Below are 16994 nucleotides of genomic sequence, written 5' to 3' on the forward strand. Positions count from 1 at the left end.
TCGAAGCTGTATACTTCGCCAACACGGCAGTCCGGTTGGCGGACAAGGCCGGCTACCAGCGAGAGAGCACGTATGTTTGCAGCAGTGGACCTGGGGTCCAACAGCTTCCGGCTTCACATTGGCGAACCGGCGGGCGGCCGCATGCACATCGTGCGCACCGCGCGCGACCCGATCCGCCTGGCCGCCGGCCTGGACAAGGACAACATGCTGACCGAGGCGGCCATGCGCAGCGCCGTACGCTCCCTCGAAGGTTTCCGCGCCATCCTCGACGAATACACCCTGGACGCCGTGCGCGTCGTCGCCACCAACACCCTGCGCGTGGCGCGCAATGCCGAACTGCTGCTGCCCCAGCTCGAGCATGCCATCGGCTATTCCGTAGAGGTCATTTCGGGGGAGGAAGAAGGGCGCCTGATCTACATGGGTGTGGCGCGCGCCATCGACAAGCCCGATGAGCGCCGGCTGGTGGTCGACATCGGCGGCGGCTCGACCGAAGTCATCGCCGCCATCGGCCCCGACATCAACCTGGTCGAATCCTTCGGCATCGGCACCCATCCGCAGACCGCCGCCTTCTTCGCGGACGGCCGCATCACGCCGCAGCGCTTCGATGCCGCCGTCACCGAGGCGCGCGCCCGCTTCGAGGATGCCGCCGGCCTGTACCAGGCGCAGGGCTGGGACGCCGCCTATGGCTCGTCCGGCACCATGCGCGCCATTAACGAGGTGATCTCGAAGAACAGCATCGGCGACGGCCGCATGTCGCAGGCCAGCCTGCACGCGCTGCGCGACATCCTGCTGGAGCTAGGGCATGTCGATGCCTTCAACATGCCCGGTATAAAGAAGGAACGGGTACCGGTGATGGTCGGCGGCCTGACGGTGTTGATCGGCGTGATGCAGGAACTGGGCATCCAGCAGCTCACCGCGATCAATGCCGGCCTGCGCCTGGGCGTGCTGTCCGACCTGGAGCTGCGCGCCAACCGGCGCGACCGCCGCGACGCCGCCATCCGCGCCTGCATGCGCCGCTTCGGCGTGGACAGCCAGCGCGCCCTGCGCACGGCCAGCATCGCCTCGACACTGTACGAGAAGCTCAACCCGTCCGATGCGCAGCACTACCTGTGCTGGAGCGCCATGCTGCACGAAGTCGGGCTGCAAATTTCGATGACGGGCTCCCACAAGCACGGCGCCTACATCGTCGAGCACGCCGACCTGCCGGGCTTCACCACGCGCGAGCAGCGCCTGATGAGCTGCCTGGTGCTGGGCCAGAAGGGCAACCTGCGCAAGATCCGCGACGCCCTGGCCGACCCCGATGTCGCCAAGGCGGTGCTGGCGCTGCGCATGGCGGTGGTGTTCATGCACGCTCGTGCCGACGAAGACCTGCTGGGGCTGGGCCTGCGCATGCAGACCCGCCTGCGCACGCGCCTGGACTCGGCGCGCATCGAGCTCGATCTGCCGGCGGGGCTGCTGGCGAAGCACCCGACGCTCGGACCGTGGCTGCAGAAGGAAGAGGGGGCGTGGGGCGAGATCGGGATTCCGTTCCAGGCCAGGGCCGGCTGAATCGCGCCAGGGTGGGCGGCTCCACCTGAACATGTGTGTTGACGCGCCGCGATTGCCGCCCACGCGTTCAACTTCATCCCGAACAGCCGCTGAGGCTTGTCAAGGTCTGGTTGGCCGCGTGGGCGGCATTTGCAATGCGGCTGCTCTCATCGTCAGGTGGAGCCGCCCATCCTACGAACGGCAGCGGTTAACGCAGCTGCCCGATGAAATCCGGCCCGACGACCAGCTTCAGGTAGGGCATCCCGTCGCTGTTCTTGTGCGTGATCCAGAACACGGCCGCCTTGCGGATGCGCCAGTCCTGCTTGCTGCCTCCCAGCACCAGCGAGGCAATCTGCCCCAGCAGCGGCTGATGCCCGACGATCAGCGCCGGCTGGCGGTGCTCCGGCCAGCCCGCGGCCTCGATGATCGCCTCCGCGCTCGAGTCCGGAGCCAGCGCATCCACCAGCTTGTAGTTGCGGCCCAGCGCCTCCACCGTCTGCACGCAGCGCTTGGCCGGGCTGCTCAGCACCCGCACGTCGTCCGGGAGCTGGCGGTGCAGCCAGGCGCCGACGCGCGCGGCGTGGCGCTTGCCCTTCGGCGTCAGCGCGCGGCGCAGGTCTGCTTCGACCTCCCCCTCGGCGGCGTGCGGTTCAGCCTCGGCGTGCCGCCACAGGATCAGGTCCATGCTCGTTCTCCTTGTTGGGGTGGGTGTTCGCGCCGAGCGTCTCCATCAGGTCTTGTTGCGCGCTGATGGCCTTCTGGCCGCTCCGCGTCTTCTTGCGGCGGTAGTGCCCGTCGCTGCCCAGCTCCCAGGCATTGACGTTGTCCTTCAGGTAGGGATGCAGGCCCTCGCGCAGCACGCGGCGCTTGAGCGCCGGCGAGCGGATCGGGAAGGCCACTTCCACGCGCCGGAACAGGTTGCGGTTCATCCAGTCCGCGCTCGACAGGTAGATGTCGTGCTTCAGGTTGTTGCGGAAGTAGAAGATGCGCGTGTGTTCCAGGAAGCGGCCGACGATCGAACGCACGCGGATGGACTCGCTCAGGCCCGGCACGCCGGGGCGCAGCGAACAGGCGCCGCGCACGATCAGGTCGATGCGCACGCCGGCCTGCGAGGCGTCGTACAGGGCCCGGATGACCGAATCGTCGGTCAGGGAATTCATCTTCGCGATGATGCGCGCCGGCTTGCCCTCGCGCGCGATCGCCGCTTCGTCCTTGATGGCGCGCACGATCTCCTTCTGCAGCGAGAAGGGCGCCAGCCACAGGCTGGTGAGCTGCTTCGGGCGCGTCAGGCTGGTCAGGTGGATGAAGACCTCGTTGACGTCGGCGGTGATTTCGTCGTCGCAGGTGAGCAGGCCGAAGTCGGTGTAGAACTTGGCGGTGGTCGAGTTGTAGTTGCCGGTGCCGAGGTGGGCATAGCGGCGCAGGCCATTGTCTTCGCGGCGCAGCACCAGCGCCAGTTTCGCATGGGTCTTGAGGCCGACCACGCCGTAGACCACCTGCGCCCCGGCCTGCTCCAGGCGCTCGGCCCAGTTGATGTTGGCTTCCTCGTCGAAGCGCGCCATCAGCTCGACGATGACGGTGACTTCCTTGCCGCGCCGCGCGGCGGCGATGAGCGCCTCCATCAGGTCCGAGTTCATGCCGGCCCGGTAGATGGTCTGCTTGATCGCCGCCACGGAGGGGTCGCTTGCGGCGGACTGGATGAAGTCGATCACCGGCTGGAAGGATTCGAACGGATGGTGCAGCAGCATGTCCTGCTTGCGCAGCACGGCGAAGATGTCCGGGCCGACCAGCTTGGCCGGGAAGCCGGGCGTGAAGGGCTTGAACTTCAGTTCCGACTTGTCGTGGGTGTTGACGATCTCCAGCATGCGGCCCAGGTTCACGGGGCCGTCGACCGCGAACAGGCGCGAACGGTCGATTCCGAACTGGTCGAGCAGGAAGTTCGACAGGTGCGGCGGGCAGGCGTGGCCCACCTCGAGGCGCACCGCGAAGCCGTAGTTGCGGCTATGGAGTTCGCTCTGCAGGGCCTGGCGCAGGTTCTTGACCTCGTCCTCGTCGACCCACAGGTCGCTGTTGCGAGTCACCCGGAACTGCGAGTACGAGAGCACCTCGCGGCCGGTGAACAGGTCGGCCATGTGGGCCTGGATCACCGAAGAGAGCAGGCAGTAGGACTCTCCCTTCTTGTCCGACAGCTCGCTGGGCAGGCGGATCACGCGCGGCAGCACGCGCGGCGCCTTCATGATGGCGATGCCGGTGCCGCGCCCGAAGGCGTCCTTGCCGGCCAGTTCGACGATGAAGTTCAGGCTCTTGTTGACCACGCGCGGGAAGGGGTGGGCCGGGTCGAGCCCGATGGGCGTGAGCAGCGGGCGGACCTCGCGGTCGAAGAACTGCTTGACCCAGGCGCGCTGGGCGGCGTTGCGCTCGCTCCGGCGCAGCATGTGGATGCCGTTTTCCGCCAGGCGCGGGAGGATCTCGTGGTTGAACAGCTTGTACTGGCGTTCGATCAGCTTGTGGCATTCGAGGCTGGCGCGGTCCAGGTCGTTGGCCAGCGCGTGCGGAATACCGTTGTGGCCGGCCTCCATCCGGTGCTGGGCCAGCAGGCTGGCCACGCGGACCTCGAAGAATTCATCGAGGTTGCCCGACACGATGGTCAGGAAGCGCAGCCGCTCGAGCAGCGGGATGGCGGGATCCTCGGCCTGGGCCAGTACCCGGCGGTTGAACTCGAGCAGCGACAGCTCGCGGTTCAGGAAGGCGCCGCCTTCGGGAATGCTTCTGGCCTCGATTTCCAGGGCCTTGTGTTTCATGTCCATTGGTCTGCGTCGTAGTGGCGACGCAGGCAGTGTAGTTGGCGAATATGACAATGTTGTTACACGCGGTCTTGCGATTGACTTTTAAGCATCGTTAAAGGCTGAGCGCGTATAACGTTCTCATCGTCATCATAACAAGAGGAGGGATGCGAGATGAAAGCGTTCGTGCGCGCCAACAAGGGTTTCCTGCTGTTCATGCTTTTGTTCGGCGTCTTCCGCACCGCGGTGGCCGACTGGAACCCGATTCCCTCCGGATCCATGCGGCCCAACCTGCTGGAAGGCGACGTCGTGTTCGTCAACCGCCTGGCCTATCACGTCAAGGTGCCGCTGACCGATGTCGTGATCGCGCGCACCGGCGAGCCCCAACGCGGCGACGTCGTCACCTTCTCGTCGCCGATGGACGGCACCCGCCTGATCAAGCGCGTGCTGGCGCTGCCGGGCGACCGGGTCGAAATGCGCAATGAGCGCCTGGTCATCAACGGCGTCGAGTCGCAGTATTCGGTCGAGGAAGTGGTTCAGGAGGCGACCGCCGAGGGAAGCATGGAAGCGCTCAGGATGGATGAAGTCGTCGATGGCCGCCGCCACCGCATCCAGGTCCTGCCGCAGCGCCTGATCGCGCGCGATTTCGGCCTGGTATCGGTGCCGCAGGATGCCTACCTGATGCTGGGCGACAACCGCGATAACAGCGCCGACTCGCGCGCCATCGGCTTCGTGCCGCGCCACCTCCTGATCGGGCGCGCCGAACGCATCCTGGTCTCGGCCGACTACCAGGGCAACTGGATGCCGCGCACCGAGCGTTTCGGACAGTCGCTGCGCTGAACGGCGGGCCGCCGGACGGTCTCCCGCTGTCGAGGGGCCGTCAGAATTGTTTCACAGAAACCAGTACAATTGCGTCCCCCCGGACGCTCGCCATTCGCAGTGCCGGTATTTTTTCACCAGGCACTGCCATGCAACGACTCCTCACCACCATCCTCGCCTGCCTCGGCATGATCGGGGCCCTCGCGATCGACACGTACTTGCCCTCGATGCCGGCCATCGGCACCGAATTCGGGGTCGGGCCGGTCGCGGTCCAGCAGACCCTGAGCGTCTTCTTGTTTACGTTCGCGCTGATGATGCTGTTCTACGGGACGCTGTCGGACTCCTTCGGGCGCCGCCCGGTGATCCTGGGGGCGCTCGCGGTGTACACGCTGGCCTCGGTGGGCGCCGCTCTTGCTCCGACCTTCGGCTGGCTGCTGGTGTTCCGGGCGCTGCAGGGCCTGTCGGCCGGCGCCGGTTCGGTCATCGGCCAGGCCATCGTGCAGGACCGCTTCTCCGGCGCCCAGGCGCAGAAGATGATGTCGCACATCATGATGGTGTTCGGCCTGGCGCCGGCCATCGCGCCGGTGCTGGGCGGTTGGCTGCACGTGACCTTCGGCTGGCGCTCGACCTTCATCTTCCTGGCGATCTTCGGCGCCGCCATGATCCTGCTGGTGACGCGCTTGCTGCCGGAAAGCCTGCCGGTTGAAAAGCGTCAGGTCTTCCACCCGGTGACCATCTCGCGCAACTACCTGATGGTGCTGCGCAACCCGCAGTTCGTGATGCTGTCGCTGGCGCTCGGCCTGGTGTTCGGAGGTCTGTCGCTGTACATCGGCGCGGCCGCGAACTTCGTGATGGAGATCCTGGGCCTGCCGGAGACCGCCTTCGCCTGGATGTTCATCCCCCTGATCGGCGGCATGGTAGCGGGCTCGGCCTGGGGCGGCAAGCGTGCCCACAAGGCCCCGCCAGGACGCCTGCTGTGGACCGGCTATGCCGTGATGGCCCTTGCCTCGGTGCTGAACGTCGGCTACAACACCATGTTCCCGGCCGTCGTGCCCTGGGCGGTGCTGCCGCTGGCGGTGTTCACCTTCGGCCTGGCCGTGGCCATGCCGGGTATCCAGCTCTCGGCCATGGGCCTGTTCCCGGACAACCGCGGCCTGGCGGCCTCGATGGTCGGTTTCATCCAGATGATGTCCTTCGCGCTGGTGTCCGGCCTGGTGGCCCCGCTGTTGTTCGGCAGCGCGCTCAAGCTGGCCTGCGGCGCGGCCGTGAGTGTCCTGCTGAGTTTCCTGGTATGGCGCCTGAGCCGGCGCTTCGCACCACCGGCGGCGTAAGAGGGAAGGGTGCGGGCTGCGGCAGTGCCCGCGCCGCGCGCGATCAGCGGCGGTGCACCTTCATTGCCGCCGCGACTTCGCGCTTGGCGTCGCGGTCCTTCTCGGTGGCGCGCTTGTCGTGCTGCTTCTTGCCCTTGGCCAGGCCGATCTCGCACTTCACGCGGCCGGCCTTGAAGTGCAGGTTCAGCGGCACCAGCGTATACCCGGAACGCTCGACCTTGCCGACCAGCTTGTCCAGCTCGGCGCGGTGCAGCAGCAGCTTGCGGGTGCGCAGGGCTTCCGGATGGCTGAAACTCGATGTCGTGTTCAGCGCGCTGATATGGGCGCCGAACAGGAACAGTTCGCCGTTACGCACGACGACATAGGCCTCCTTGATCTGTACCTTGCCGGCGCGGATGGCCTTGACTTCCCATCCTTCCAGCACGATGCCGGCTTCGTACCGGTCCTCGATGAAGTAGTCAAAAAATGCTTTTTTATTGTCAACAATACTCATGAAATAGCGAAAATCCGCGTCTCGGTTAAACTACTGCTGTGGCGCCAATGCAAAGATTGCATGGCGCAAAATGCAACTCGTCCAACATCATAACAAACGGTTGACCAATGGCAGTAGTGCACAAATCAGTTTTTCTCGGCTATAGCACCGAGCAAATGTTCGACCTCGTGGCCAAGGTCGAAGACTATCCGAAATTCCTCCCCTGGTGCGGCGGCGTGAAAGTGATTGAGCGAAGCGAGGACAAGCTGGTGGCCAGCCTGCAAATCAATTTCCACGGTGTGAAGCAGAGCTTCACGACCGCGAACCACAACAACCGGCCCACGCAAATGAAGATGCACCTGGTCGACGGTCCTTTCAAGATGCTGGAAGGCACCTGGACCTTCAAGCCGCTGCGCGCCGACGCCTGCAAGGTCGAACTCGACATGCACTACGAGTTCTCGAGCATCATCCTGGAGCAGATCATCGGCCCCGTGTTCGGCATGATCGCCAACACCATGGTGGATTCCTTCAGCAAGCGCGCCGAGGCGATCTATGGATGAGGGTGTGCAGGTGTATGTGTGCTACGCGACCGCGCGCGAGGAATTCCTGCGTCCGATGAAAGTCGCGTCCGGCACCACGATCGGCCAGGCCATCGAGATGAGCGGCGTGCTGGAAGCCTACCCGGACATCAACCTGGCAACGCAAGCGGTGGGCATTTATGCAAAGAAGAAAACGCTCGACACCGTGCTGCGCGAGCGCGACCGCATTGAGATCTACCGGCCGCTGGTGGCCGATCCCAAGGATTCGCGCCGCAAGCGCGCGGCCAAGAAGACCGGTGGAGCGGCGCCGGCAAGCGCCTGAGGCTGGTCGGTTTGCTCAGTTGTAAAATTCCGACCGAGCAAATTCTCCAGTGTTCTTCGGGGTATCATAGCGTTCGCTTCGACGCTCCCCTCCGTTGCCCGCCCCGCCCATGCTGATTACCGTAAGCCTGCTGTTGGTCACCACCGCGATGTCGGCGGTCATGTTGCTTGTCCTGACGTCGCTTGCTGACAGCAAGGTGGCAGGCATCCGCGAGTGGGGAACGGCCAATGGTGTGGCGGTCGTCGCACTGCTGCTGTTCGCGGCCCGCGGCGTGTTGCCTGACCTGCTCAGCATCGAAGTCGCGAATGCGCTCCTGCTCATTACAGCCAGCCTGATGCTGGCCGGTTATCGGCGCTACGTGGGCCAGCCTGTGCCGTGGCGCCTGCTCGCGGCCGGCGGTCTCGCAGCTTTCGCCGGCGTTGTGGTATTCCATCATCTCCACGATTCGCTGGCGCTGCGTGTCGTCGCGATGTCGGCCTTCCATGTGGGTATCTGCTTCGGCATCTATGCCAGCCTGCCGAAGGTGGCGGACGGCCGCCTGCGCTATCCGAATGCCTTCAGCCGCATGGCGGCCTTGCTGCTCGGGGTAGGCCACCTCTGCCGCGGCGCATTCTATGCATTTGATGCCTACCAGCCGGCTTCGCTGCTGGAGCCAGTCATTGCCAACCTGATCTTCTTCGCTATCGGCACGCTGGCCCTGCCGGCGCTCAGCCTGGGTGGCGTGATGCTGGCCAATGCACGCGTGCTGGAAGAGACCGCCTATGCCGCCGAACACGACCACCTGACCGGCGCTCCCTCGCGCCGAGCCTTTTTCGACATGGCGGAACGCGAATTGGCGCGCGCCCGGCGGCACGGCAATGGATTGGGACTGCTGTTGCTGGATGCCGACCATTTCAAGCGCATCAACGATACCTATGGCCACGGTGTCGGCGACGAGGTCCTGCGCGACCTGGTCAGGCGCACCCGCGAGGAAATCCGCAAGATCGACTATTTCGCCCGCCTCGGCGGCGAAGAGTTCGGGGTGCTGTTGCCTGACGCTCCCTTGGAAGCCGCCCGCGACGTTGCTGAACGGCTGCGCGCCGCGCTCGACCGTTCGTCACAGAGCGTGCCGACAGCGCCTGGCGTCGCCTATACGGTCAGCATCGGCCTCGCGATGCTGGAAAAGGGAGAAGATTTTGCCGGCCTGATGCGCCGTGCGGATGCGGCCCTGTATGCGGCCAAGGAAGGCGGGCGCAACCGGGTAGAGTGCGCGCCGCGGATCGGCGCCGAACCGCCGAACCAGTCGGCCGGCGCCCAGGTGATCCGCCTGCGGCCCTAAGCCTTAGCGGCACTGCGCCAGTGCCTTGTCGACGCGGGCCAGCTGGGCCGCCCGTTCCTCGTCCGTCATGAAGCTGCGTTCGCCTTTCGTATCGAACTTGGCGATGCGCACGCCCGATTGCATTTGCGCCCGCATCTCGCGTGCGTCCCGGCAGTGCTGGGCCAGGTCGCGCCGGCGTTGGGTCTCGGCGGCGTCCTTCCTGTCCTGTTCTTCGCGCATCTTCGTCCGTGCGCGGTATTCCTCTTCACGCTGCGCCAGCGTCTTCGGGCCCTTGGCCGGTGCGGGTGCGTCTACAGATGGCCCCGGTTCCACAGGGGCGGTCTGCACCGGCGGCGCGGCCCGTCCCGGCGCCTCGAGGATCTTGTGCGGTGGCGTCGCTGGCGGGGGAGGGCGGTCGGAAAAATGGCGCACGCCGTTCGCGTCGGTCCAGGAATACTGTGCATGGGCCAGGCTGCTTCCCAGCACCAGGGCGAAGGCGGCAATCAGGCGGAGGGAAGCGCTGTAGCGAGGCATAAAGTTTTCCTTGAGTAACAAACGGATTTCGCCACGCTTCGCAGATGCTGTCAATCGTAGGGGGGCGGAACCGCGGTTTCAGGGGGAAATTTAGGCATGGCTGCGACAGTTTTTCGCCGTTTCTGTATAATTCACTTTTGCGCCTATAGGAAAACACTATGCGTCTCCTCCAAAAAGCACTCACCTTCGATGACGTGCTGCTCGTCCCGGCCTACTCCAATGTTCTTCCGGCCGAAACTTCCCTTCGCACCAAACTGACTCGGAATATCACGCTGAATATCCCGCTGCTGTCGGCGGCGATGGACACCGTGACCGAAGCACGCCTGGCGATTGCGATGGCACAGGAGGGGGGCATCGGCATCATCCACAAGAACCTGCGCCCGGCCGACCAGGCGCGCGAGGTGGCGCGCGTCAAGCGCTACGAATCGGGCGTGCTGCGCGACCCGATCACGATTCCTCCCACCATGAAGATCCGCGAAGTGCTGGCGCTGTCGCAACAGCACGGCATCAGCGGCTTCCCGGTGGTCGAAGGCAAGCAGGTGGTGGGCATCATCACCAACCGCGACCTGCGTTTCGAGGAAGACCTGGACGCGGAAGCGCGCGCCAAGATGACCCCGCGCGAAAAACTCGTCTACGTCAAGGAGGACGCCAATACCGAAGAAGCCAAGCGCCTGATGAACAAGCACCGCCTCGAGCGCGTGCTGGTCGTCAACGACGACTTCGAACTGCGCGGCCTCATCACCGTCAAGGACATCCAGAAGTCGCACGAGCACCCGCTCGCCTCGAAAGATTCGCAGGGCAAGCTGCTGGTCGGCGCGGCTGTCGGCGTGGGCGCACGCGACGAAGAGCGCATCGAACTGCTGGTGCAGGCCGGCGTGGACGTGCTGGTGGTCGACACCGCGCACGGCCACTCGCAAGGCATCCTGGACCGCGTGAAGTGGATCAAGGAGCGCTTCCCGCACGTGGACGTCATCGGCGGCAACATCGCTACCGCAGCCGCAGCAAAGGCGCTGGTGGAGTACGGCGCGGACGCGGTCAAGGTCGGCATCGGTCCCGGCTCGATCTGCACCACCCGCATCGTGGCAGGCGTGGGCGTGCCCCAGATCACCGCGATCTCGAACGTGGCCAAGGCCCTGGAAGGCACCGGCGTGCCCTGCATCGCCGACGGCGGCATCCGCTTCTCGGGCGACATCTCGAAGGCGCTGGCGGCAGGCGCGCACACCGTCATGATGGGCAGCATGTTCGCGGGCACCGATGAAGCACCTGGCGAAACCATCCTGTACCAGGGCCGCAGCTACAAGTCCTACCGCGGCATGGGCAGCCTGGGCGCGATGGCAGAGGGCTCGGCCGACCGCTACTTCCAGGAAGCGTCGAGCAAGGCCGACAAGTTCGTCCCGGAAGGCATCGAAGGCCGCGTCGCCTACAAGGGCAGCGTGCTGGCGATCATCTTCCAGCTGGTCGGCGGCGTGCGCCAGTCGATGGGCTACTGCGGCTGCGCCACCATCGAAGAACTGCGCGAGAAAGCCGAGTTCGTCGAGATCACCTCGGCCGGCATGCGCGAATCGCACGTGCACGACGTGCAGATCACCAAGGAAGCGCCGAACTACCGTTCGGAATAAACATCTACGAAACGCGGCCCTTGTACGGCCGCGTTTTTGTAGGGTGGTCGGCTCTGCCGACCGCGCGTTCGACCAGGGCATGCCTTACCGCAGCGCTGCCGGGAGTTGGACGCGCGCACGGCAGCGCCGTGCACCCTACGGTCCCGATTCATCCTCTATCGTTGCCTTCTACATGCACTCCAAAATCCTCATCCTCGATTTCGGTTCCCAGGTTACCCAGCTGATCGCGCGCCGCGTGCGCGATGCCGGCGTGTTTTCCGAAGTCTTCCCGTATGACGTCAGCGACGAGTTCGTGCGCAACTACGGCGCCAGCGGCATCATCCTGTCGGGCAGCCACAACTCCACGCTCGAAGGCGATTCGCCGCGCGCCCCGCAGGCCGTGTTCGAAGCCGGCGTACCGGTGCTGGGCATCTGCTACGGCATGCAGACCATGGCCGCCCAGCTCGGCGGCAAGGTCGAGAACGGCAAGGTGCGCGAGTTCGGCTACGCCGAGGTGCGCGCGCGCGGCCATACCGCGCTGCTGAACGGCATCAACGACTTCGTGACGGGCGAGGGCCACGGCATGCTGCGCGTCTGGATGAGCCACGGCGACAAGGTGCTGGACATGCCGCCGGGCTTCAAGCTGATGGGTTCGACCGACAGCTGCCCGATCGCCGCGATGGCCGACGAGGACCGCCGCTTCTACGCGCTGCAGTTCCACCCGGAAGTGACCCACACCACGCAAGGCGAGGCCATCATCGGCCGCTTCGTGCACGAGATCTGCGGCTGCAAGTCGGACTGGAACATGCCGGACTACATCGGCGAAGCGGTCCAGAAGATCCGCGAGCAGGTCGGCACCGACGAAGTCATCCTCGGCCTGTCCGGCGGCGTCGACTCGAGCGTCGCCGCAGCCCTGATCCACCGCGCCATCGGCGACCAGCTGACCTGCGTGTTCGTCGACCACGGCCTGCTGCGCAAGGACGAGGGCAAGATGGTCATGGACATGTTCTCGAAAAACCTCGGCGTGAAGGTGCTGCGCATCGATGCCGAGGACCAGTTCATGGGCCACCTGGCCGGCGTCACGGACCCGGAACAGAAGCGCAAGATCATCGGCCGCGAGTTCGTCGAGGTGTTCCAGGAACAAGCCAAGCAGCTGACCAACGCGAAATGGCTGGCGCAGGGCACGATCTATCCGGACGTCATCGAATCGGCCGGCAAAGGCAAAAAAGGCCAGACCATCAAGAGCCACCACAACGTGGGCGGCCTGCCGGAAACCCTGAACCTCAAATTGCTCGAGCCGCTGCGCGAGCTGTTCAAGGACGAGGTGCGCAAGCTCGGCGTCGCCCTCGGCCTGCCGCACGACATGGTGTATCGCCACCCCTTCCCGGGTCCGGGCCTGGGCGTGCGCATCCTGGGCGAGGTGAAGAAGGAATACGCCGACCTGCTGCGTGAAGCGGATGCGATCTTCATCGAAGAGCTGCGCAACACCCCGTTCGAGCTGCCGGCCGTCGCGGGCATCGATCCGGGCAAGGCGCCGACCAACTGGTACGAGGCGACCAGCCAGGCCTTCGCCGTGTTCCTGCCGGTGAAGTCGGTGGGGGTGATGGGCGACGGCCGTACTTATGAGTACGTTGTCGCGCTGCGGGCGGTGCAGACGCTGGACTTCATGACGGCGCAGTGGGCGCATTTGCCGCATTCGTTGCTGGGGAAGGTGTCTAACCGGATCATCAATGAAGTGCGCGGACTGAACCGCGTCGTGTATGACATTTCGGGAAAGCCGCCGGCGACCATTGAGTGGGAGTGACAGGAGTTCTCCAACTCACTGATTTGAAATGAAAACTGCAGAGCCGTTGATCATTCGGGAGAATGATCAACGGCTTTTTTTATTGCCTGAAGGGGCGAGTTGAATCGCCACAGCTCTTCTAGGCACTCGAGAGCCGCTGGAAATACTGCCTTTCATACTCGGCCGGCGACAAGTCATTAGTGAAGCTGTGCCGGCGCTTCGGATTGTAGAACATCTCGATATAGTCGAAGATGTCCTGCTTGGCTTCGTTTCGGGTAGCGTAGATTCGACGACGAACGCGCCCGTTTTAGTAACTGGAAAAAGCTCTCTGCGACAGCATTGTCGTGGCAGTTACCTCGTCGGCTCATGCTCTGTTCGAGGTTGTGCGCCTTCAGGAAATCGCGCCAGTCGTAGCTGCTGAACTGGCTTCCCTGATCCGAATGCACCATGACCGTTTGCTTAGGTTGACGACGCCAGACAGCCATCAGCAAGGCGTTCAAAGGCAGTTCACGATCCATTCTCGACCCCATCGACCATCCGATGACCTGACGTGAAAACAGGTCAAGCACCGCAGTTAGGTACAACCAACCCTCATGGGTACGGATGTAAGTGATGTCCGTGACCCAGACTTTGTTTGGCTCAGTCACATCGAACTGCCGCTGCAGATGATTCGGTGCTACCGAAGGAGGACCGCCGCGTTCGAAACGACGCTTGCCATAGCCTGTTTGAGAGCGCAGGCCGGCTGCACGCATGATTCGGTGAACGCGATTGATCCCGCATTGCTCGCCCAGGTCGCGCAGGTCGTCTGACACTTTCCTGTAGCCGTACACTGCTCCGCTTTCCAGCCAGGACTGCTTGATGTGTACAAGCAGGCGCCGATCTTCCTTGGCCCGATCGCTTTCCGGCTCGGCACACCAAGCATAAAAACCGCTGGGATGCACCGCCATCATTTTGCAAAGCCTCCGAATCGAATGCTCATGGCGAGCATCGCGAATGAAGGCGTACCTTACCCGGACATCTTGGCAAAATACGCGGCGGCCTTTTTTAGGATATCGCGCTCCTCGGTAACGCGTTTCAGCTCAGCCTTCAGGCGCTTCATTTCCGTCTGCTGGTCGTCGGCCTTTTGTCGCTCGGCTGGCGGTGCGCTGTAGCGTTTGACCCACTGGTACAGGCTGTGCGAACTCACGCCCAGCCGTGCTGCAACCACAGTGGCCGGGTGACCGCGCTCCGTCACCTGCTTGACTGCTTCGATCTTGAATTCTTCGTGTACCGCTTGCCGCTCGTAACTTCTCCTTGAACCTACAATTATGGGCTCAGGAGTATCTAGTGAACTCGTGGCGATTCATAATCGATTCATGTCGGCTTCGTGGCGTCAGGCGACAACTGGCGTCGCAAGCCATGGACCCGTGGGTAGTCGGACAAGATCCGTTCATGTATCATTATTTTCCCTATTGCAATAATTGCGAGCTACTCAATGGTATCCCCGGCAGAATACTGGCAACAGAATGATCTCATCAACGCGCAGATTTTTCGGCAGGGGCCCGCATTGTTCAAAGCAGTCAAGCAGGCTGTCCTCGACAAGGCAACGGTTCCCCTGGGCGCATATGACGCGGCGGCCCACCGGGCCAACCAGTCCGTCCTTCTCGCGACCGTCGACAGCGTGTGCGCTCACGGTCACTGGCGACCGGAAATCGACGCCGCAGCCTTCTGGGGGCTGGCGTGGGGGCGCATTGCTTACCAGGGCACGCGCGCCGACAAAGCGTCGAAGGAAATCGACCTGATGTCCGAGCAGATCCCGCTGTTCGCGGACTTCCGGGCTTATGATCGAGAAGCGTACCAGTTCGACAAGAACGAGTGGAAGCACTTCTCCGGGCACTGGAAACGCCGCTTCGCCTGGTTCAAGCTGGTGCGTCGTCACCGTGCCCGGCTGGCCCCCGATATCGGGTCTGCAGACCTTGATCTGCTGACCAGCATGGCCCCGGACGAGTTGGTGAAGGGAATGGATGCCGTCTTGTGGGGGGAGGGCGCCGAGGACTGGCTGGCCTTGACCCGGAGGTGGGCCGACAGCCGTGCCGGGTTCACCGATTGGCTCTCGTTTGCCAAGGCCCAGCACGAACTGTGGGAACAAAGCCTTGCCCTGTTCGCGCATCCCCGATCCGAAGCGCTCGCGATCATGACCAAGAGCGGACGCTACGAAGGCATCAGCTTTTCGGCGCATCACGAGAAGATGGTGAAGTACCTTGCGGTTGCAGATTTTCTGAAGCACTTCAAGGGCCGGCATGTGCTCGAGTACTATACCGGAGCCGATTACGAGCATATGCCTGCGCATCAGAGCGGCGAGTCCTACCTGCTGGAGCGCACCCGCTTCCAGCAGGTGCATGCGCGCTTTGCAGAGCATTTCGGGAAGATCACGTCGCTGCATCTGATGATGGACCTCGGCTTCAAGACCGTGAAGCCGGACCGCGTCCTGACCTATCTGTTCTCCCGGTTGGGCTGGCTGATGACCTTGCCTGCCGATGCGTCGCAGAAGCAGGTCCTCGAGGTGTATACCGATAGCGCAGTGGTCAGCGAGGTACTCTACCGTGCCGACGTCCTCGCTGCGGCGATCGCGCCTCATGTCTCCGTGCCCTCCGTCCACCGTCTGCTCGACATCTGGCTCGTCAAGTTCGGACAGGAACCCGAAGAGAAGTTCGGCATCACCATCAAGCTCGAAGGCGAGGACGGCGAAGGACTCAAGGAGATCTACGAAGCGGTGAAAGAGCGTCTCGGCGACCAGGCGGTTCCGGCACGGAGCGAGGCGGAGTCTTTCGAGCGTCGCTGGCCGGCAGTGGAAGTCTGGACGGCACGGCTTCGCATGCCGCGCGGGGAAGCGCCGGCCAAGCGCAGGCCGCCCAGGACTGGCGCCGGGCGTACGCCGACATCGAGGTACAGCCGCGAAGAGGCCGAAAAGATCTTTGTGGCGACGTGGCGAGCGGACCTGTCCGCGGTTCCGCGCCGTTACCCGGACCGTATCGACAACGCGCCGAAGGATGCCATCATTCGTCTCATCCAACGCGGCGTCGATCCGGACGCGGCGTTTTCCGCGGGCTTGACTGAACCGGGACGCGTATGAACGATCGATTCGATGTCCGTCATCGTAATGTACAGTGGCTGGCGTGGAACCGGAGCTTCGATCCGGCGCAGCAGTTGGCCGTGTGCGCGTCGCAGCTCGAGATGCTGCGCACCACCTTGGGGCCGAATTGGCCGCTCCTCGATAAGCCAAGGGCGAGGCAGGCCGGCCTGGCCGAAGTGAAGTTTCTTGCCAAGCATCTGATTCGCGTAGCCAGCGAGTCGGTCGATTTCTACGCGACCGTCGACTTCATCACCAATGACGCATACGAGCGGCTCGACGGCATGCGCCGCGCGAGCGGGGATCGTTCGCTGATCGGGCACCTGAAGAACTGGGACGAGCTGACTCACGAACATATGGTGCCAGGCACCGCGGTCTTGCACGCGGTTTGCGGGCTGAAGCCGGACGCGCCGGTCCTGCCGGTGCTCGACGCCCTCAGCTTTCGCGCGCTTGTTTCCGGGACCAAGCGCAAAAGCACCGGCAACAACGCGACCGATGCCTACCTGCTGGACGTCGAGTATGGGCTGAAGAGCAAGCTCCCGTCTGTCCTTCCATCGAGGTTGCTCAACCAGGGCCTTCGGGAGTGGAACCAGGTGCCTTTCCGTTTCTGGCCTCTGATGCGCTATGAGGCAGCTGGCTTGCTTCCGACACTGATCCCGGTGACCGAGCGTGCCCGGACGCTGCTGGATGCGTACGAGAGGGCGCGGCCGGATTGAGACGATCCGTCCAGGTCGACCATCCGCATGTTTGGATGCCGGTGTTGGTTCTGGCACGTCAAGTCTGTGTCACGCCGCTTGCCACGCCGCCCCGGCACGAAGCCGCTGAACCACGCCGCCGGCGCCGCGCCGTCGACGTCGAGCTGGTCCCTGGTGACGGTCGA

The 16994-nt window shown here is 64.0% G+C and carries 14 protein-coding genes and 1 pseudogene; 10 read left to right on the top strand and 5 right to left on the bottom strand.

Going from position 1 to position 16994, the window contains the following annotated elements; all coding sequences use genetic code 11:
• The first annotated feature begins 72 nt into the window (after positions 1-72).
• Positions 73-1548, top strand: coding sequence for a Ppx/GppA phosphatase family protein (locus MA09_RS05600; protein WP_036246074.1), 1476 nt, complete (start codon positions 73-75; stop codon positions 1546-1548).
• A gap of 187 nt (positions 1549-1735) precedes the next feature.
• Here MA09_RS05600 and MA09_RS05605 read toward each other — a convergent pair whose 3' ends face one another.
• Positions 1736-2212 carry a histidine phosphatase family protein gene (locus MA09_RS05605; RefSeq protein WP_036246076.1) on the bottom strand — a complete coding sequence of 159 codons (477 nt, stop codon included), beginning with the start codon at positions 2210-2212 and terminating at the stop codon, positions 1736-1738.
• A complete protein-coding gene (gene ppk1, locus MA09_RS05610) occupies positions 2178-4334 on the bottom strand; it encodes a polyphosphate kinase 1 (protein WP_036246077.1) in 2157 nt (718 codons plus the stop codon). Before ppk1 ends, MA09_RS05605 begins: the two co-directional genes overlap by 35 nt.
• A 150-nt stretch (positions 4335-4484) precedes the next feature.
• Between ppk1 and lepB the strand changes: the two genes are divergently transcribed.
• A complete protein-coding gene (gene lepB / locus MA09_RS05615; protein WP_036246078.1) occupies positions 4485-5150 on the top strand; it encodes a signal peptidase I in 666 nt (221 codons plus the stop codon).
• A gap of 128 nt (positions 5151-5278) precedes the next feature.
• Positions 5279-6460, top strand: a complete 1182-nt coding sequence (locus MA09_RS05620) for a multidrug effflux MFS transporter (RefSeq protein WP_036246079.1) — start codon at positions 5279-5281, stop codon at positions 6458-6460.
• A gap of 43 nt (positions 6461-6503) precedes the next feature.
• On the opposite strand, the gene smpB is transcribed toward MA09_RS05620, so the two are convergent.
• Positions 6504-6953 (bottom strand): SsrA-binding protein SmpB, encoded by a 450-nt coding sequence (smpB, locus tag MA09_RS05625; protein WP_036246080.1) that lies wholly within the window; start codon positions 6951-6953, stop codon positions 6504-6506.
• A 107-nt stretch (positions 6954-7060) separates the two neighbouring features.
• Here smpB and MA09_RS05630 point away from each other — a divergent pair, with 107 nt between their 5' ends.
• From MA09_RS05630 to MA09_RS05640, 3 genes are all read left to right on the top strand, one after another.
• Positions 7061-7492, top strand: a complete 432-nt coding sequence (locus tag MA09_RS05630; protein WP_036246081.1) for a type II toxin-antitoxin system RatA family toxin — start codon at positions 7061-7063, stop codon at positions 7490-7492.
• The gene (locus MA09_RS05635) at positions 7485-7793 is read left to right on the top strand and encodes an RnfH family protein (protein ID WP_036246082.1); all 309 of its coding nucleotides are present in this window, start codon (positions 7485-7487) and stop codon (positions 7791-7793) included. The genes MA09_RS05630 and MA09_RS05635 overlap by 8 nt, the downstream gene beginning before the upstream one ends.
• Before the next feature lie 109 nt (positions 7794-7902).
• Positions 7903-9111, top strand: coding sequence for a GGDEF domain-containing protein (locus MA09_RS05640; protein ID WP_051933199.1), 1209 nt, complete (start codon positions 7903-7905; stop codon positions 9109-9111).
• A gap of 3 nt (positions 9112-9114) precedes the next feature.
• Here MA09_RS05640 and MA09_RS05645 read toward each other — a convergent pair whose 3' ends face one another.
• A complete protein-coding gene (locus MA09_RS05645; protein ID WP_036246083.1) occupies positions 9115-9624 on the bottom strand; it encodes a DUF4124 domain-containing protein in 510 nt (169 codons plus the stop codon).
• 158 nt (positions 9625-9782) lie between these two features.
• Between MA09_RS05645 and guaB the strand changes: the two genes are divergently transcribed.
• Both guaB and guaA read left to right on the top strand, forming a co-directional pair.
• Positions 9783-11243, top strand: coding sequence for an IMP dehydrogenase (guaB, locus tag MA09_RS05650; protein WP_036246084.1), 1461 nt, complete (start codon positions 9783-9785; stop codon positions 11241-11243).
• Positions 11244-11415: 172 nt separating this feature from the next.
• Positions 11416-13026 (top strand): glutamine-hydrolyzing GMP synthase, encoded by a 1611-nt coding sequence (gene guaA, locus MA09_RS05655; RefSeq protein WP_036246085.1) that lies wholly within the window; start codon positions 11416-11418, stop codon positions 13024-13026.
• Between the two features lie 118 nt (positions 13027-13144).
• On the opposite strand, the pseudogene MA09_RS24010 reads toward guaA, so the two are convergent.
• Positions 13145-14311: pseudogene (locus MA09_RS24010) on the bottom strand (IS3 family transposase).
• Between the two features lie 168 nt (positions 14312-14479).
• On the opposite strand from MA09_RS24010, the gene MA09_RS05670 reads away from it, so the two are divergent.
• Together MA09_RS05670 and MA09_RS05675 are read left to right on the top strand one after the other, a co-directional pair.
• A complete protein-coding gene (locus MA09_RS05670; RefSeq protein ID WP_036246088.1) occupies positions 14480-16117 on the top strand; it encodes a hypothetical protein in 1638 nt (545 codons plus the stop codon).
• Positions 16114-16830, top strand: coding sequence for a hypothetical protein (locus MA09_RS05675; RefSeq protein ID WP_036246090.1), 717 nt, complete (start codon positions 16114-16116; stop codon positions 16828-16830). Before MA09_RS05670 ends, MA09_RS05675 begins: the two co-directional genes overlap by 4 nt.
• The last annotated feature ends 164 nt before the right edge of the window (positions 16831-16994 follow it).

The sequence above is a fragment of the Massilia sp. BSC265 genome, from assembly GCF_000740675.1.
Taxonomy (GTDB): domain Bacteria; phylum Pseudomonadota; class Gammaproteobacteria; order Burkholderiales; family Burkholderiaceae_D; genus Telluria.